The sequence below is a fragment of the Acinetobacter sp. YH16038 genome, assembly GCF_013417275.1.
GTDB lineage: Bacteria > Pseudomonadota > Gammaproteobacteria > Pseudomonadales > Moraxellaceae > Acinetobacter.
In genome coordinates this window covers 12,701-30,898 of the sequence record NZ_VPEG01000003.1, presented here as the reverse complement: position 1 = coordinate 30,898, position 18,198 = coordinate 12,701, and the positions used below count along the sequence as shown (strand labels likewise).

General features: G+C 39.5%; 13 protein-coding genes and 1 pseudogene. 5 read left to right on the top strand and 9 right to left on the bottom strand.

What is annotated here, in order from left to right; translation table 11 throughout:
- Window positions 1-160: 160 nt before the first annotated feature.
- A pseudogene (locus tag FTV34_RS00800) lies at window positions 161-952 on the top strand (hydrolase or metal-binding protein); the annotation flags it as partial.
- Between the two features lie 145 nt (window positions 953-1,097).
- Here the strand turns inward: FTV34_RS00800 and FTV34_RS00795 are convergent.
- From FTV34_RS00795 to FTV34_RS00785, 3 genes are read right to left on the bottom strand one after another with little or no spacing between them, the layout of a single operon-like run.
- Entirely contained in the window at window positions 1,098-3,518 is a 2,421-nt protein-coding gene (locus tag FTV34_RS00795) for a DEAD/DEAH box helicase (protein WP_180068449.1), read from the bottom strand.
- Window positions 3,511-4,281 carry a hypothetical protein gene (locus tag FTV34_RS00790; protein WP_180068447.1) on the bottom strand — a complete coding sequence of 257 codons (771 nt, stop codon included), beginning with the start codon at window positions 4,279-4,281 and terminating at the stop codon, window positions 3,511-3,513. The genes FTV34_RS00795 and FTV34_RS00790 overlap by 8 nt, the downstream gene beginning before the upstream one ends.
- A 48-nt stretch (window positions 4,282-4,329) precedes the next feature.
- On the bottom strand, window positions 4,330-5,694 hold the full coding sequence (locus FTV34_RS00785; RefSeq protein WP_180068445.1) for a site-specific integrase: 1,365 nt from the start codon (window positions 5,692-5,694) through the stop codon (window positions 4,330-4,332).
- A 234-nt stretch (window positions 5,695-5,928) separates the two neighbouring features.
- Between FTV34_RS00785 and mutS the strand changes: the two genes are divergently transcribed.
- The 4 genes from mutS (at window position 5,929) to FTV34_RS00765 (ending at window position 10,733) form a co-directional block, all read left to right on the top strand.
- Window positions 5,929-8,553, top strand: a complete 2,625-nt coding sequence (gene mutS / locus FTV34_RS00780; RefSeq protein ID WP_180068443.1) for a DNA mismatch repair protein MutS — start codon at window positions 5,929-5,931, stop codon at window positions 8,551-8,553.
- Between the two features lie 204 nt (window positions 8,554-8,757).
- On the top strand, window positions 8,758-9,081 hold the full coding sequence (gene fdxA, locus FTV34_RS00775; protein ID WP_004786212.1) for a ferredoxin FdxA: 324 nt from the start codon (window positions 8,758-8,760) through the stop codon (window positions 9,079-9,081).
- 140 nt (window positions 9,082-9,221) lie between these two features.
- Entirely contained in the window at window positions 9,222-9,935 is a 714-nt protein-coding gene (locus FTV34_RS00770) for a D-Ala-D-Ala carboxypeptidase family metallohydrolase (protein ID WP_004786214.1), read from the top strand.
- A gap of 132 nt (window positions 9,936-10,067) precedes the next feature.
- The gene (locus FTV34_RS00765; protein ID WP_180068441.1) at window positions 10,068-10,733 is read left to right on the top strand and encodes an O-methyltransferase; all 666 of its coding nucleotides are present in this window, start codon (window positions 10,068-10,070) and stop codon (window positions 10,731-10,733) included.
- A gap of 170 nt (window positions 10,734-10,903) precedes the next feature.
- Here FTV34_RS00765 and FTV34_RS00760 read toward each other — a convergent pair whose 3' ends face one another.
- The 6 genes from FTV34_RS00760 to FTV34_RS00735 form a co-directional block, all read right to left on the bottom strand.
- On the bottom strand, window positions 10,904-11,746 hold the full coding sequence (locus tag FTV34_RS00760) for a universal stress protein (protein ID WP_034703837.1): 843 nt from the start codon (window positions 11,744-11,746) through the stop codon (window positions 10,904-10,906).
- Between the two features lie 187 nt (window positions 11,747-11,933).
- The gene (locus tag FTV34_RS00755) at window positions 11,934-12,551 is read right to left on the bottom strand and encodes a DapH/DapD/GlmU-related protein (RefSeq protein WP_180068439.1); all 618 of its coding nucleotides are present in this window, start codon (window positions 12,549-12,551) and stop codon (window positions 11,934-11,936) included.
- Complete coding sequence (locus tag FTV34_RS00750) at window positions 12,544-13,143, bottom strand: YigZ family protein (RefSeq protein WP_034170371.1); 600 nt, start codon at window positions 13,141-13,143, stop codon at window positions 12,544-12,546. The genes FTV34_RS00755 and FTV34_RS00750 overlap by 8 nt, the downstream gene beginning before the upstream one ends.
- Window positions 13,144-13,257: 114 nt before the next feature.
- A complete protein-coding gene (locus FTV34_RS00745; RefSeq protein ID WP_004786223.1) occupies window positions 13,258-14,445 on the bottom strand; it encodes an HlyD family efflux transporter periplasmic adaptor subunit in 1,188 nt (395 codons plus the stop codon).
- Window positions 14,442-16,580 (bottom strand): type I secretion system permease/ATPase, encoded by a 2,139-nt coding sequence (locus FTV34_RS00740; protein WP_180068437.1) that lies wholly within the window; start codon window positions 16,578-16,580, stop codon window positions 14,442-14,444. Before FTV34_RS00740 ends, FTV34_RS00745 begins: the two co-directional genes overlap by 4 nt.
- Window positions 16,577-18,118, bottom strand: coding sequence for a TolC family outer membrane protein (locus FTV34_RS00735; RefSeq protein ID WP_180068435.1), 1,542 nt, complete (start codon window positions 18,116-18,118; stop codon window positions 16,577-16,579). The genes FTV34_RS00740 and FTV34_RS00735 overlap by 4 nt, the downstream gene beginning before the upstream one ends.
- Window positions 18,119-18,198: the final 80 nt, after the last annotated feature.

The window sequence follows — 18,198 nt, the reverse complement described above, 5'->3', positions numbered from 1 at the left end:
TCTTTCATTAATTTCACTAAAACGGCAAAAACTCCCCCAACTCACCAACACTCGAAAGTGTGGTGAGTCCAATTGGAAGTTTTTGCCTTTCATTCTGATCTTTTATCTTTGTCTTACATATCAAAGAGTCAGTAATAAAAAAATACTTGGAGCAGAACTTATGATTAAAGGTTTAGCAATTACTCCACCAATACTAGGGCGTATCAGTATTGGACGAGTTGTAGAGAAGAACGGTAAACGTCTACCTGAAAAAGATGATCAATTTACCATCACTTCACAGATTCAAAATAAGGATGGATGGATAAAGCATCCACTAGATGAACAGCTTCGCTCAAATACACCCAATCAGAAACTTCGCACAATTCCTGTCAGATTGATTTTTAATGATCCTGATCTTAATTTGCGAGCAGAGTACACAATGTTTGATCGTCAGACTGGACGACCTATCTGTGTGGGTGATGGTCAAACTTGTCAGCGTTTAACAAATCAAGGTGTTGAACAGCATACATGCCCTTCACCTGATCTATGCCCTTTAGCCCAAGGAGGACACTGTAAGCCATATGGACGTTTGCATGTAAACCTAGATGACTCAGATGAGTTTGGAACATTTGTGTTTAGGACAACTGGTTTTAACAGCATACGAACTTTGGCAGCTCGATTGAGATATTATCATGCAGCTTCAAATGGTCTGCTCTCCTGCCTACCACTACAGCTAACATTAAGAGGTAAAAGCACAACACAGAGCTATCGTCAGCCAGTGTATTACGTGGACTTAACATTAAAGGACGGAGTTTCTTTGAATGAAGCAATACTCCAAGCTCAGCAAATAGATAAAGATTGTAAAGAATTTGGTTTTTCACAGGAAAATCTTGACTCTATAGCAAGAAAAGGATTTTTAAATGGAATTTTTGAAATATCAAGTGAAGAGTATTTTGATCCATTAGAGGAATTTGACTCCACCTCAATTAACTCTACTAAAAATCAAAATATATCTCAAAACGGAAATCAAATGAATAATATAAAAAACCACCTAAAACAAAGTGTTACACCAATATAATAAAAAATAGAACATCTAACGTATAGATGTTCTATTTTTTTTAATTTATAAACTTTGAAAGTTCAAATTTAAATAAATCATCCTGCTTTTCAAAAAAGTCAATGAATTTCTCATTAGGTCTAACCACCCCATTTCTACCTAATGATAAATTTTTCAATTGATCATTTCTTTCAAGTGAAGCAACGATGTTACTACTTAAACCCAATCTAACATAATCATTAGTTTCTTTGCTAATACTACCGTATGTAAATAAATTATATTCATCTTCACTAACCAGACCTATATCATATAAGACATTAGCAAATTTATATAAAACAAATGATAGAAAATCAGATTCTATTTTTATCTTTATTAATGCAATATTTACCAGTTCTTTTTCATCTTTAGTTGAAAGATCAATATAATTTTTGGAAAAGCTATTATCATTAATTGAAAACTCGCCATAGGATGCGCCTACGTAAAAATTTTTACCAGCATAGCTATCCTGAATTGAATAAAAATACTTTAATAAAAATCTTATATTCTGATTTACATTTAATTTATGCTTGTTTTCATTAAACATTCTATAAAAATTTCTAGCTTTCTCTTTATTTAAACGCAATAAATTTTTATTAGCAATATATTCATCCATACCATCAATAAAGAAAATAGAAATTTTATCTATAATATCTAATTCCATCCAATTCTTATTTGACTTATATTTAATAAATTTACTCTCCAGTACTTTATATGCTAGATCAAAATCAAAATATATTGAATCAATCTTTGATTCAATTAAAGAGCACTTAAACTTAAAATCATCATTAAGATCATTAACAATCAAAAAATCCTCCCTTATTTTTATAATATTTTCTGAAGAAACATTTTTTTCACCTCCCTCCCCCAAAACATCTAGTTTATTTTCATCTGAATAATTTAATAAAACAGGATTATCCACCTTATCCTTAAACACCCCTGATTTAATTTTCTTGATAGTGTTTCTTAATTTAGCACTTTCACCTGTAAAATATGAATCATAAACAAAATGAATATCTGGATTTAATTTATATAGACCACTATTATTTTTATCAAACACTTCATTCAATCTATTAACACGACCCACTAAATTTATCAATTTTTTTGAATCTAAACTATATATATTTAAAATATACAAATTATCAATTGGTAAATTTACACCTTCCAAAATCACAGAATTTGACACTAAATATTTTATTTTCGATAAATTTTTAAATTTATATTCTAAATATTCCTTGATGATATCAGGCAATTTACCATGTAAATAAATCAAGCCTTTTCTAACAAAATCAACGCAATAAAAGTCCTTATGAATATTTCTTGCTAGACTTTCACTAATTACTTGGAGTTCTTCATCAAAGTCAATAGGTAATACTGAACAAATATTAGACGCTAACTGCTCAACCCTTTTAGGTTTCCGCAAATAAAAAAAGTTTTTATTTTTTTCATGAGAAAAAATATAATCCAAAAAGTCAGAGTAACTTTCAACCTTATAATAATCATCAAAATATCTATTATATAAATAGTAATTTTTATCACTATCATAAAGATGAATAGATGGCTCTTTAATATTAAAATCTATTTTTCTTTCAAATATATTTTGACTATTACTAAATTTAATATTTTCAATATTTGATATTAAAGGAGATAAATATAGTATATTACAATCATGATTTCTAAATTTATTTCTTCTTATCAATCTTAGCAACAATATACTTCGTACATCTTTATCCATCAAATTATGAGCTTCATCAATTACCAGAAGATCAAAACTCATATCTTTATTTTTACTTAATAAACGTAATGCACGCTCTTGAGTAAAAATAGCAATAAAATTATCCTCACCTTGATACATTTCATCGTGAAAAATTATTTTTCTTTCATCAAACAAGTCCTTAACAGTGTTATAAGTTTGAGTTAAAAGCGATTTAGTAGGAACTATAATAGCAATTCTATTATAATCTTTCTTTTTTAAAAATTCTTGAATTAATTTACTTTTTCCAAATGATGTAGGAGCAATATATGCTTTTTCATCAACATCCGAATTTAACAAATCCAATCTATTATTTTTTTGTTTATATGTCTCAACAATTCCTTCAAACTCAAATTTATCAACTCTTGCATCAGAAACTACGTGAAAAACCTCTATATCTTCAATTAATTCTTTTTCAAAAATAAATCTTGAAATTGGATACCAACCCATATTTATTGATATATCATATAATGGAAGATAATATTTATTAACTAGTGCTACTTTTAGAAGTATAAAATAAGCAAATGAAAGACAATTTTTTTCTCTACTGTCTTTTTCATATTTCTTTAAAAAAAGAATCGCACAACTTAGTAAAAAAGTTAATTCATCTTGATCCAATACTTCATTCAAAAATAATTTTTTAATAGCGTTCGAAAATCTTTCATCTTCTTTCAACAAAGCAGTATTAATCATTAGAATCCTCCAACCCTAAAAAATCTATAAAATTGGATAATTTTAATTTAGTCAATATTATAACATCGCATTTTTTAGCCATCAAAAAATTCATTTTATCAACCGAATTTAAAAAATCATTTATAAATACATCTTTCCACTCATCATCCAAAAATATTGTTGAACAAGGCATTATATTATAATTTTCTATATCCCCATATATTTCATCATCATACAAATTAGCAAGTTTTTTAATTTGTTTTTTTAAAGAATCCTTGGCTTTTATATCACTATGACTTGCATGATTATAAGCATTTCTCCATGGATTATTATTACCCTTTTCACTTGAGCCATCAAAATATTTTTTTAAGTCAGTATATGCTTCTTTTATTTTACCAAAGTGTGATATATCTTCAGTTTTCTCACTACCAGATTTACTTTCTAAGACATATATTTCATCATCTTTTGTATATAAACCATCAAATCCTTTCTTTATTGATGTCTCTTCTAAATTAAAAAAAAGAAACTCTTGCTTATAATTACAATCATTTAAATATAGATGTATAAAAAATTCAGCTATGGCACCCATTTTTGTATTTGGATGTTTTGTTGAGATGAATTTAAGGAGCCTTTTTTTCACTCTTTGAATATCTTCAGAATCTTCACCCTCACACACTTTTACCAAATATTTATTTATTAATTCTATTAATTGTTCATCATAAGTATGTACTTTTAGAATATGTAAATTTCGCCCCACCTCTAATGATTGCGTAACAACTTCCATACCGCCCCATAAAAAAATCTTTTAAAGTCCAATTGTTACACAAATCGTTTAATTTTCCATCATATTTTTATCTAAATAGTCAGCCCACTTCTGCAACCATTCAGCACACTCTTTTTCGTAAGTATGTAAATCATACGTTCCCTGTATCCCTTTTTTAGAATGACCCAATACTGCTTCCGCCACCTCTGCTGGACAACCCAAACGTGACAACCCTGTACGTACCGTCCTTCTTAAGTCATGCGGATTCCAATCAGGCATGTCATTCAACCACAACTGTTCAGGTCTATATGTTTGTTTATACACCATCTTTTCAGGGTGTTTCATTCTCCATTTACATTCAGTAATCGTTTTTTGCAAAAGTGGCTTTCCACTTTTTTCCATTTGAAAAACATATTCCAAATGCTTATTAGGAAGATTTGCAATAAACTCAGCACACTGACGAGATAGTTGAACATAGCGTTCCGAACCATTTTTACTCTGTCTGATATGCCATGTTCTAGACTCTAAACTTATATCTGCCCATTTAGCTTCACAAACTTCACCTGTTCGGCATCCTGTCCAAAGTGTGATCATCAAGACTTGTTTATGTTTTGCTGAAAACCCTGAAGTTGGCAACCACTGCAAAACACGCCTTAATTCATCATCACTTAAAACTCTAGTTCCTTTCGTACAAGTCAGCTTTAATCTGGCTTGTTTCGCGCTAGCCTTAGCCTGCAAAGCTGGGTTAGCAAAATCCTCTTTAAACTTTTCAAGCCCAATAGCGTACTCATAAGCTAAAGTTAATTCAGACAAAACTCTACCTGCCTGAACATTGGCTCCTCTTGCCACTATATCTGACACCAACTGTACGATATCTTTACGAGTAATTTTTTCAGCAGGTAAATGCCCTAAGACTTTTACTGCATCTCCATACAGCGTTCTTCTTGTTTCATCTTGCCCCTTCTTCTTACGAGACCCTCGAATCAATTTCTTTAACCCAGATCTTGGATCATCTACGTACCTATCTTCGATTACGTTTGTAAGATATAACTCGATTAAATCTTTAACTGTAAATTTATGAAGTTCCTCTTTCTTTTTTTCTGCTTGAAGCTTAGTTAGCCGTTCCAATTTTTCTTCTTTTGCATAAGTACTTGGGCAAATGCCTGAACGCCTTTGAACTTTTAGCTTTTGCAACTCGATCCTTGCTTCAGCCAAAGATAATTCAGGAAAAGTACCTATCTTCATTTTTTTTAACGAGTTATCAATAGGACTACGATAACGATATATAAAAGATGTTAATCCAGTCTTCCCTTTATATACACGCAAGCCTTCATTTTCACCTATATCGGCTTTATAACTATCATTCTTCATTTTCTCTATCGCTTTAGCAGATAGAGCAACTTTTTTAGTTGCTTGAGTTTCTTTTTCACTCACCTAAAAATCCCCTTAGAAACAAAGCCACGGTTTTTGTTAGAATCCGTTTCAGAAATTCAAAAATCGAATCATCTTATTCTTAGTATTTTAACCACACACCAAGAAAAGGTACACCAAAAGGTATACTTAGTCATTGGATTGTTCAGGTTTAGACAAGATTCAACAGGATTCGTCAGGAAAAGTTTTGTATGCAATTAATTGTAAATATTATTAATTTTAAAGGTGTTAAGTGACATGAATACAGAAAATATTGGACCTGACCTATCCACACTAACACCTATGATGCAGCAGTACATGTCGGTCAAAATGCAGCATCCACACTCATTGATGTTCTATCGCATGGGTGATTTCTATGAACTGTTCTTTGAAGATGCCCATAAGGCCGCCAAAATTTTAGGCATTACCCTGACCCATCGCGGTAAAGCCAATGGCCAGCCAATTCCCATGGCCGGTGTACCTTTCCATGCTGCTGAAGGCTATCTAGCTCGTCTGGTGAAAAAAGGCGAAACGGTGGTGATCTGCGAGCAGATCGGTGAAGTGACTGGTAAAGGTCCAGTTGAACGTGGGGTCGTCCGAATTATCACTCCCGGGACTTTAACTGATGATGCCTTATTAGGTGCGCATCAAACCTCCAACCTGGTTGCTCTGTGTGTTCAACACCAACAAATCGGAATTGCACTTCTCGACCTGAGTGCGGGTTTATTTAAAGTCCAGCAAATCGATTATGACTTAAGTCAGTTAGCCATTGAGTTGGCACGCCTGATGCCAAGCGAAATTGTGATTGATGAAAATCTGCAAGATCAAGCTCTGGTAAAACACTTAAAACAACAACTAGATGTTCCTATTAGCAAACGTCCGAATGTTGACTTTAACCAAAACAATGCCCAGAAGACCTTATGTGACCAGTTTGCAGTGAGTACACTTTCAGGTTTCGGAATTGATCATCTGCCCTTGGCCAAAGCTGCTGCAGCCGCATTGATTCACTATGCCAAAGAAACCCAGAAAACGGCTTTACCACATATCCGAACCATTCAACTGGAACAAAGTTCAGACTTTATTGCACTGGATCCAGTGACCCGTCGTAATCTGGAGCTAATTGAGCCTTTATTTGAACATGGCACTTCATTGTTCCAGCTGATCAATGACTGTCAGACCGCTATGGGTGGCCGTCTGCTTAGCCGAACCTTGATGCAACCGCTTCGTGATACTGCGATACTGGATGAGCGACTGGATGCGACACAGGCATTGCTTGAAGGTTTCCATGAATCGCCAGTCCGTCTGGTCTTAAAAGAAATTAGTGATATTGAACGTGTACTCAGCCGTATCGCTTTAGGTAGTGCTCGTCCACGTGATTTAGTGCAGTTGCGTCAAGCCTGTGCACAGATTCCATTTTTACGCCATGCGTTACAACCGCTGTTAAGTCAGCAGAATTCGAAATTATTACAACAGCTGAATGAAGAACTGGGCGATTTTCATGGCCTGCATCAGCGCCTGATGTCAGCTATTGTTGAAAATCCGCCGGTACTGCTACGTGATGGCAATGTCATTGCAGAAGGTTTCGATAGCGAGCTGGATGAGCTGCGTAAAATCCGTGATCATGCCGGACAGTTCCTGATTGATCTGGAGATTAAGGAACGTGAGCAAAGCGGCATTCCTACCCTGAAAATCGGCTATAACCGTGTCAGTGGTTATTATATCGAACTGACTCGTGCACAAGCTGAACAGGCACCTGAACATTATATCCGTCGCCAAACGCTGAAAAATGCTGAGCGTTATATCACGCCTGAACTAAAAGCTTTTGAAGATAAAGTATTGTCTAGCGAATCCCGTGCACTTGCTCGCGAGAAAATGCTATTCGAAATGTTGCTGGATGAACTGCGTCAGGATATTGGCAATCTACAGATGATGAGCAGTGCGATTGCCCAGATCGATCTGTTGGCAAACTTTGCCCATCAGGCACGTTTACGCAATTGGGCACGACCAAAATTCAGCCCTGAAATTGGTGTGAAAATCGTTGCCGGCCGTCATCCTGTGGTGGAAGCCTTAAGCAAGGCAGCCTTTACTCCAAATGATACCCAGCTGGATTATCAGCACCGTATGGCCATTATCACCGGTCCAAATATGGGTGGTAAATCCACCTTTATGCGCCAGACTGCCCTGATTGCCCTGCTGGCTTATTGCGGTAGTTATGTGCCAGCGCAATCGACAACACTGGGTCCAATTGACCGGATCTTTACCCGGATTGGCTCTGCAGATGATTTGTCGACTGGCAAATCAACCTTTATGGTGGAAATGACGGAAACTTCGCAAATTCTGCATCATGCTACCAGTCAATCTCTGGTTCTGATGGATGAAGTGGGTCGTGGAACCAGTACTTATGACGGGCTGTCCCTGGCTTGGGCTTGTGTGCTGGATCTGACTAAACGGATTCAATGTCTATGTCTGTTCGCAACGCATTATTTTGAGCTAACCGAACTGGACAAAGAAGCAGGAATTGATAACTATCATGTCACAGCCAAAGAACTAAATGGCAACCTTATTCTGCTGCATAAAGTCCAACATGGCCCAGCTAGCCAGAGTCATGGTTTACAGGTCGCTAAACTGGCAGGTATTCCTGCGGCTGTAATTAAAGAAGCTCAGCATCGCTTGAAGATTCTGGAAAAGCAGCATCAGGCCAAACCACAGAGTCCGCAGCATGATCTGTTTGCGATGCCTGAAATCATCGAAAAAGTCATCGAGATTGAAAAGCCTTCAGCAGCGCTTGAATTATTAGAAGACATTGATGTCGACAATCTGAGCCCACGTGAAGCATTACAGCAACTTTATGCTCTTAAAGATCTCATGAAACAGCCAAGTTAAAATCTCTTCTAAGCCCTATCCCGCATAGGGCTTAGCTGATGATGATTCTCATTCCCTAAGCCTTTCATCCAATCATCGCAGTTTTTTCAAATTTAACAGCCCTATATATAACAAATATCAATAAAAGGAATTGTTTGTTCCCTCTATTTTTGCCTAAAATACGGTATTCGTCATTAGAACCATATTTTTTAGGTAGCTGTCGCCATGACCTTCGTTGTCACTGAAAATTGTATTAAATGTAAATATCAAGACTGTGTTGAAGTTTGCCCAGTAGACTGTTTCTATGAAGGTCCTAACTTCCTTGTGATTAACCCGGACGAGTGTATCGACTGCGCGTTATGTGAGCCTGAATGTCCTGCGAATGCAATTTTCTCTGAAGATGAATTACCGGAAGGCCAAGAAGTCTTTATCGAGCTAAATGCTGAACTGTCTCAAAAATGGCCGAACATCACACAAATTGGTGAGCAACCTGCTGACCGTGAAGAGTGGAATGGTAAAACTGATAAATTACAATATCTTGAAAAATAATTTTTCAAATCTTAAAAAAAGACCAGCATAGACTGGTCTTTTTTTATACCCCATCCACACATTTCATTGCAATTTATCCTGATTTTCTCCGTAAAAGTGGACTAAAATAGCGCTATTTTAAAATATCTGAATTGCTATCAATGAAGCATTTAATAAAGGGGTTATTGAGTGTTTGTATAATCCCGCTTGTCTTTGTAGGATGTGCTACCACCACAAAACAGTCTGGTAAAGTAACTCCAGATAAAAGGATTTACATCCCAGAAGAACGAGTCCAGTACAACCATAAACCACAGCCTAAACCGGTTCCTTATGTCTATACTCACTGGGTATCGGCACTAAATAACCTGTCTCTTGTACGTGAATATGAAAACTTTTTGGCCCAGCAAGGGGTCGGAAATATTATTCCAAGTTTTGAGCTGATGCGTACTGCACGGGATTGGGCTAAATGTGGTCGATCGCAATATATGATTCCAAGCCGTGAGCTCTGGTCAAATCAGGTGCCTACTTTACGTGTCTTCAAATATCTGGTTGCTGCCAATGTACTGACTGATTTTGAAGTCACTTCGGTTTATCGTGACCTGCCTTTAAATCAGTGTGCCGGTGGAGCCAATTCTTCACGTCACCTGTTTAACTCGGCAATTGATTTTCGGATCGGACCTGAGTACCCACAGGCTCAGGATTATGCAGCAATTGAAAATACCAAGTTCAAACTGTGCCAGTTTTGGTTACAGCATGGACAAAGCCTGAATATGGGGCTCGGTTTATATGCCTCTGGCCAAATCCATATTGATACTCAAGGTTATCGCACTTGGGGCCCGGATTTAAGTCGTCGCTCATCAATGTGTAATTACTAAGTCATTTCATTTTCTATACAAAGCCAGCTTTTGGCTTTGTATAGCCTAAAAAATCAGCGAATATAGAACAATAAATTGCGCTGTGCTCGGAAAAGTTTAAAATGCACGCATCACAACAAAGGTGCGAGTACTATGCAACAAATGTGGACAGATATTGACCGCTACATTGATTCACATTTAATTCCTGAAGATCCTATCCTGAATCAGACTCTTGAAAATACTGCTGCACATGGTTTTCCAGATCATCTGGCTGTTGCGCCGAATCAGGGCATGCTGCTGCAAATGCTGATCCAGATGAATAAGTGCAAGCGCGTACTGGAACTAGGAACCTTTGCTGCATATAGCACCATGTGGCTGGCTCGTGCCCTCCCTGAAGACGGTTATATCCTGACAATCGAAGGCCGTGATACACATTCTGCGATGGGACAGGAAAATATTGATCGTGCACAGTTAAAACAGAAAGTTGAGCTGAAATGTGGCCGTGCTGCAGATGTGCTTCGTGCCCTGCCTCAAGATACTGAAGCCTTTGACTTTATTTTTATTGATGCCGATAAGCAAAGCTATCCTGAATATCTGGAGCTGAGCTTAAACTTTTCTCACTCCGGTACCATTATCTTCCTGGACAATGTGATTCGTGCCGGTGATATCATCAATCCGGATAATAAAAAACCAAGTATTGAAGGCATTCGTGACATGTTTAAAGCGCTGGAAAATCATCCACGTATCTTATCTTGTACTGCTTTACAGACCGTTGGCAGTAAAGGCCATGATGGTTTTGCACTCGCAATTGTCAAATAATACGACTAGAACAAAAATCAGCCAATAAAGTATTCTCGATAAATAACATCATCTTACAGAATGTAACCACAGAGTTATCCACAATATATGAGGATAACTCTGGTTATTTTTAATTCAAGCTGTAACAATTTATCAAAAAATACATTTCTGTAGGTTTTATCACCCTCTTTCTACTTCGCTACCAATAATGGCACTTTAGAATTTCGGAAAATCGTTGTCGCAATACTGCCCAAGAAGAACTGGTGGATCTTGCTGTGACTGAATGCCCCCAAGACAATTAACTGAATCCCATGTTCCTGCTGATAAGACAGGATATTTTCAGCTACTTCTCCATAGCGGTATTCTGGAACGACCTCTAGTCCTGCTTCTGTCAAATATTGCAGAGGCTCATTCAGGATTTCCACATGATCCCCGATATAAAGCAGATGACATTGTAATTGTCTTAATAAATCACTTTCTGCAATGCGTTTCATCATCTTCACACAGGTTGGTGAATATTCATAAGCAAAGATAAAACGTGTCGGTGGTCTGAAGTGTTCCCCTACAGTCATCACTGTACAGTTAGCACCACGGATAAAGTTTTCTACATTGGTGCCGATTGGCTTGTTTTTCTCGGCAGAACGCTCACCGAGTAGTCCGATTACAGCAATATCATCAGGTTTTAGAATCTGAAAACTTTGTTCCAGAAAATCACCCTTTTCCTGAATATGGGTGGTGCGGATGCCATAATCTTTAAAGATACGATCCGAAATATGCTGGAGCAGATTATTGCTATAACTAAGCGCAATTTCACTTTGCTTTTGCTCCAGCTCAGCCAGCTCTTTAAGCAACATGGCATTGCTTTCAAAGCCAATCACACCGCTAATTTCCCCAAGATGATAACTGGCCGGGTAATAATCCAGAACCTGTAATAAAACCAGTTCACGGCCGGTCTGTTTGGCAATCCATGCAGCCGCATCTGCAAGTGCGTTCGTGCATGGTGAGGAGTCTATGCAGGCAATGACACGTTTCATGTTCAGCCTCTCTTTTATAATAAAAATTTCTTAGTTATTTTTAACTTAGCACAAGCATTAGTAAATGTGCACTGAAATCTGTAAGGCTTGAATTGAAATATGTTAACTTTTATGTGATGTGATAAGACCTTTACCTAATATTAAGCGCTTGATATAAATCCTTTTTCCAAGCACCTTTTTTACTATTTTAATCCCGATATCGAATCAATTTTGCCGGATTTCCGGCGACAATTGCACGCGCTTCAATATCCTTCGTGACCATGCTATTCATCCCTATAATCGCCTGATCGGCAATTTTCACCCCATCTTTAATGCCGACATGAGCACCTAGCCAGACATCCCGACCAATCTCAATCCCTTTAGACCTGACTGGCTGCTGATAAATTGGCTGCTCCAGTTCCATCCCATGATCAAAGGCATAAAGATGACAATAAGCTGCGATACGTACCTGGTCATGCAGTTTAATGCCCACCCGACCACCATCCAGAATACAGTGATGATTAATGGCGACTTCGTTACCAATCTCCAGAGGACCATGTAGCGTACAATCTGCCGCAATAAAGGTATTATCTCCGATACTAATTTTACGACCCGGCTCAGCAAAGATATGCGCCAACGGCGAAATAAAACAGTTTTCGCCAATTTCGACTGTTTCCATCTCCATCAGATAGGTCTGATATTCTTTCTGCCAAGCTTCAGCCCAACCACGATTCTTGGGTTTTAAGGACCAATATAGCCAAGGCATATAATTCAGGCGGTGTTTATGCTGCTCACGATATTTCAGTAATGGATCTGGTTCAGTCATCTGTGGCTTCTTCTATGATTTTTAATTGTTCACGTCCGCGAGTAACATCCTGAATCTTCAGAGCAAAAGGCTCAATCTGATGTTTCTGAAATTGTGCCTGAACCTGTACACCTTCAGCCATATATTCTTCCTGATAATCAATCTGCTGCTGATTCAGCTCATACTGAAAAATCGCCCACTCATTAAACTGGCAGGCAAATTCGACCTTTTTCTTTTCAATCAGCTTAATTTTTTCAGCTAATAACAAACATTGTCCAGCACAGCCCCCATAGGCACGGACCAGACCGCCGGTGCCTAGTTTAATACCGCCATACCATCGATTCACCAGTACCAGTACATTGGTTAGCTCATTGCCTTCAATAGTCGCGAGGATCGGCCGGCCGGCGGTACCCGATGGCTCACCATCATCATTAAAGCGTACATGATGACCGATTTTCCAGGCCCAGCATTGATGAGTGGTGGTCGGATCACGATAGGCCTCCAGAAAATCCTTCACATCCTGCTCATTTTCTACAGGTGTGGCAAAGGCCTGAAATCGGCTTTTTTTGATGTCTTCCTCAAAACTGACAAGGCTGGCAATGGTAAATGGCATAACTTCAGGCATTCAAATTTCACCTGTGCAGTATACCTGTTTTGAGGTGGCAAAGAAAAAGCCTCTCTATACGAGAGGCTTGATTCAATTTAATTTTATTAATTACTTTTAAATTTAACGTTCACGCAATGCTTCTTTAGCCTTGTTGAATGGCTTGATCAGATAGTCCATTACCGTTTTTGCGCCGGTACGAATGTCAACAGAGGCCACCATACCTGGTGTGATATTAAACTCCTGCCCGGCGGCATTTCTCAATTTGTCACTATCGGTACGGATATACACACGATAGTAGAACTGATCCTGTTTGACTTCATCCCGCAAGGTATCTGGCGAAATCACGGTCACTTTACCTTTTAGACCGCCATAAATCGAGTAATCATAGGCAGTAATCTTCACCAGTGCTTCCTGATCAGGACGGATAAAAGCAATATCACGTGGTGAAATTCGGGCTTCAACCAGTAATTTCTCGTCCAGAGGCACGATGGTCATCAGCTTGCCATTTTGTGGTACCACTCCACCCAAAGTCATGACATCAATTTCTTTCACCACGCCACGAACTGGGGATTTAAAAATGGTCCGGTTCAAGGTATCTGACTTGCCGCGTACCACCTGTTGCTGAGTTTCCACATCAGTATTGGCTTTGGAAAGTTCTTCCCGTGCTTTAACATAGTACTGGTTACGAATATCATTCATCTGGTTACGCAGGTCATTGGCTTCTCGCTTCAACCGTAAAACTTCAACTTCACTGGCTGCCCCTTTAGCCACCAATGGCGCGGTCATTTCCAGTTCCTGTTGTACCAGTACCAATGCCTGTTGCAAGCCGGCAAGAGATTCTTCCAGATTGGCACGACGTGACTGATACAGTGCGGTTTCTTCTTTAACCAGTTTCGGATATTTCAGCACTTCTTCAGGGAAAGACAATGGCGTACCACTCACTTCTGCACGTAAACGGGCGGAAGTCGCACGTGAAGCGATTAGTAAGGATTCTGATTCACCGACATTTGATTCAAAGCGGGTTGGATCAAGCTGCGCCAAGACTTGGCCACGTTCTACAATCTCGCCTTCTTTAACATTTAACTTGGTTAGAATGCCGCCCTCCAGAGACTGAATCACCTGTTCTTTGGAAGATGGAATGACTTTACCCGTACCGGTCGAGACCTCTTCCAGTTTAAATAGCCAGGCCCATGTCAATAGAATTAACAAGCCAATGCCCACAATCCAGATAATCAGACTGGATTTAGGTAATGGCGGTTCCTGAAAGCTCACTTTGTTTGAACGCGTTAATGTTTGTGGTTCACTCATGCGCTTGCTCCCACGACCCGTTTAGTTCCTACCTGTGACTGATTTAATATCTGGTCTCGTGGACCATCCATGACAATTTTGCCATCATTGACCACGAGAATACGGTCAACTAACTCCAGTACGGCGCGACGATGCGTTGCCACTACCAGTGTACGATGTGCAAGATACCCTTTCAGATGATCAATTAACTGCTTTTCTGAAACGTCATCAATCGCTGCGGTTGGTTCATCTAGCAACAAAATTTTAGGCTGGCGGATAAGGAGCCGTGCCAGTAACAAGGCTTGACGCTGTCCACCCGAGAAGCCCACTCCACCTTCCAGAATGATATGATCCAGACCTTCTTTTTTCTCCTGAACAAAGTTAAGTGCACCAGTGATTTGCAGGGCTTCCAGAATCTGCTGATCCGTAGCGAGCGGTGCACCCAAAGTCAGGTTTTCACGGATACTACCGTAAAAGAGTTGTGAATTCTGATTGAGCAAGCCCATATCACGGCGTACATCTGAAGGATCAATCAGGGTCAGATCAATACCATCCAGTTTGACCTTACCCTGTGCTGGGGTTTGCATACCTGACAACAATTGCAACAGCGTCGATTTACCTGCACCGTTACGACCCAGAATTGCTATTTTTTCACCGGGCTTGATTTCCAGTTTTGGAATGACCAGACTCGGTTTGGGATCATCATCGCCATATTTAAACACCACGCCACTCAGGTCATAATGACCATCTAAAACAGGACGGTGAATCAGATGTGAATAATCCGGCTGATCCACCGGTTTTTTCATCAATTCATCCAAACCGCCCTTGGCAACTTTGGCTTGCTGTAAACGCCCCAAGACACCAGTGATTTGTGAAATGGGTGCCAGCATCCGTGATGATAAAATCGAACAGGCAACTAAAGCACCTGTCGTCATCTCACCATCCATTACTGCAAATGCACCCACCAAGACCACAATAGCAAAGGTGAGTCCCTGAATTTTTTGAGTCCATGCGGTCATCAATCCAACAATTTTACGTTGTTGCATGCTGACATCAGCAGAGACCTCATTCATGTGATTCCATTGGTTCTGGAAACGGGTTTCAGCTCTTAACAGCTTGATATCTTCAATCCCTTGTACGGCTTCTACTAATAAAGCATTACGGATCGCAGATTCACGCATTCCTAACTGTGCCAACTTGGCCAGTTTTTTCTGCGCCAGAATTCCCGGAAGAATCATGAGTGGTACTACCAGTAGCATGACCCAGAACAGGTTGCCGCCAATAATCCAGAAGATTCCCAGGAACAGGAAGAAGAATGGCAGATCTGCAATTGCCGTCACGGTAGTGGAAGTGACCAGTTCACGCACACCTTCGAGTTCACGAATCTGCGAAATAAATGTTCCGGTCGATTTGGAACGCTCACTGTTTTTAATTCTTAAGGAATGCCCAAATACCCGGTCAGATATTTTCAGGTCAGCCCGTTTACCAATAATGTCTGAAAGATAAATACGGGATACCCGCAATACAAACTCGAAAATCGCCGCAATCAGTACACCGCCGGCCAACACCCATAAAGTAGGAATCGATTGTGAAGGAATGACACGGTCATAAACGTTCATCGAGAAGACAATCGTTGCCAAAGCCAGAATATTGGCGATTAAAGAGGCAAACATCACATCAATATAGCGTTTCCAGTCTTTAAGAACAATTGACCAGAACCAGTTTTTCTCAAAGGGCTTGATGTATTCGTCGACACGCGCATCCGGCACAGAAGACTCTGGTCGCAGGATATAAACATGCTTCGCACCTGTTTCTAACTGCTCGATGGTAAAACTTTGCGATAAACCGGCATCACCACTCAGTTGTACACTGACATTACCTTGTGTGTCGATACATTCAATAACACCGACATCTCCGCTATCAAATTCAACCAATAAGGGCAAACGCCAAGGATTCAGCAGACTGCTATCAAATTTATTTTTGCGGACATTCAATCCCATCTGACGGCTAACAATCTTGAGCATTTCATCAATGTCATGATGCTGGTTCCAGTCCAGTTGCAGACGAATCCGTTCCTCAGATGGTTCAATCCGATAATGCTTGGCAATATTCAAAACTGCCTGAAGCCACGGCTGATAATTTATTATAGTACTCATGGCTGAACTTCAAACCCCTGAATAGAAATACGGTTAAGCGCGTAAATATCCCGTGTACGACCTGTCACCTGAATGTATTGCACAATTGCCGAATAGATGTCATAGCGCGCTGATTCAATTTCCTGTGCTGCGCTGTGAATCGCCTGTTCTGCGTTTAATAAATCCACTACAGTCCGTGTGCCCAATTTATATTGTTCTTGATATAGCTCTTTGGTTCGTACCGTGGTTTCACGGCGCTGAGCCAGGACATTCATTTGTCTTTGTTTATTTTCAATCTGTTCCCGGATTAAGCGAACCTGATCCAGCACATCCAGATAGACAGTATTGACCTGTGCGCGTGCAGCTTCTTCGGCATAACTGGCAGCACGTGCCTGAGACCGAACAGCGCCCCCCTGATAAAAATTACTGCTGGCTTCAATCATAATTGAATTATAAAAGCCATCGTCTTCATTATTATTCGGATTTCGACCATTGACCGCCTGACTTAAGCTACCTTTCAGATTAATGGTCGGATAACGGCTTAAACGTGCCTGATCTTTTTGCAATCGGGCTACATCTACTCCTGAATGTGCCAGGATCATGCTTGGAATCTGGGTAAATTGGGGATCCTGATAAAGATCAGCCTGAGTCACGATACGATCTGGAATTTCCCATTGAACTGCAGAGACATCAAATCCCAATAAAGTTCGCAGACGTTGCTGATATTGTCTTAACTGGGTTTGTTGCACGATCAGGTTAGATTGTGCAGCTTCCAGATTGGATTGCGCCTGAACCGGATCGGCCTGTGTGCTAATCCCGGCACGGGCACGTAAATTGGCAATTTCTGCAATCCGTGCGATGCCCTGAATCTGTTGCTCGGCAATCTTGGTAATTTCCTGATAGCGTTTAATGTTGACAATAGCATCCGCTACTTCCAGTGCGACCTGATCCAGACTTACCAATACTCTTGCCTGGTCTTCTGCCAGTCTCGCCTCTTCAACACTGACATTGGTTTTAATCTTGCCAAAGTCATACAGCATCTGGGTTGCATTCAGAGAAACCACCTGACGTCCACGTTCACCTGAGGTCAAATCTCCGGTACCCACACCGCCAGATAACTGTGGATAATACGCTGCTTTGGCCACATCAATATTGGCTGCCTGTGCAGATAAAGACGAAATACTCTGGGCAATTTCCGGACGACGCTGAACTGCAGTATGAACCGCCTCAATCAGACTCATTTTTGCAGGAATACCAGCATTTATAGGTTGAATTGAAAATTGTCCCTGCTGTGACCGACTAATCTGCGGCAGTTCAGCCACCTTTGAGGTATCCAGTGAGTACTGACTGAGTGAGCTAATATCAATCGTTTGTGCTGATCGCATTGGCTCCGGTGCAATCAGTTTTCCTAATCCACTTTTAATATTATTAAAATAATTCTGTGAATTTTCTGCATGTACGAATGGCACAGATAAAGGGAAAAGAAGAATGATCCATATTCCCTTATTTTTATCTATTATCCCCTGAACATTTTTTAAGTGCTGCACCCTAAATTGCATAATAATGAGTGTTTCGTGTTTTAGCCTAACAATATATCAAATCATACAAAAAGATAGCTTTTTCGTCTTAATTTAAGTAA

What these genes read in the sequence shown, in the direction of transcription:
- FTV34_RS00795 (WP_180068449.1), bottom strand. Translation starts at nt 3,518, where the DNA reads ATGATTAATACTGCTTTGTTGAAAGAAGATGAAAGATTTTCGAACGCT.
- FTV34_RS00790 (WP_180068447.1), bottom strand. Translation starts at nt 4,281, where the DNA reads ATGGAAGTTGTTACGCAATCATTAGAGGTGGGGCGAAATTTACATATT.
- mutS (WP_180068443.1), top strand. Translation starts at nt 5,929, where the DNA reads ATGAATACAGAAAATATTGGACCTGACCTATCCACACTAACACCTATG.
- fdxA (WP_004786212.1), top strand. Translation starts at nt 8,758, where the DNA reads ATGACCTTCGTTGTCACTGAAAATTGTATTAAATGTAAATATCAAGAC.
- FTV34_RS00770 (WP_004786214.1), top strand. Translation starts at nt 9,222, where the DNA reads ATGAAGCATTTAATAAAGGGGTTATTGAGTGTTTGTATAATCCCGCTT.
- FTV34_RS00765 (WP_180068441.1), top strand. Translation starts at nt 10,068, where the DNA reads ATGCAACAAATGTGGACAGATATTGACCGCTACATTGATTCACATTTA.
- FTV34_RS00760 (WP_034703837.1), bottom strand. Translation starts at nt 11,746, where the DNA reads ATGAAACGTGTCATTGCCTGCATAGACTCCTCACCATGCACGAACGCA.
- FTV34_RS00755 (WP_180068439.1), bottom strand. Translation starts at nt 12,551, where the DNA reads ATGACTGAACCAGATCCATTACTGAAATATCGTGAGCAGCATAAACAC.
- FTV34_RS00750 (WP_034170371.1), bottom strand. Translation starts at nt 13,143, where the DNA reads ATGCCATTTACCATTGCCAGCCTTGTCAGTTTTGAGGAAGACATCAAA.
- FTV34_RS00745 (WP_004786223.1), bottom strand. Translation starts at nt 14,445, where the DNA reads ATGAGTGAACCACAAACATTAACGCGTTCAAACAAAGTGAGCTTTCAG.
- FTV34_RS00740 (WP_180068437.1), bottom strand. Translation starts at nt 16,580, where the DNA reads ATGAGTACTATAATAAATTATCAGCCGTGGCTTCAGGCAGTTTTGAAT.
- FTV34_RS00735 (WP_180068435.1), bottom strand. Translation starts at nt 18,118, where the DNA reads ATGCAATTTAGGGTGCAGCACTTAAAAAATGTTCAGGGGATAATAGAT.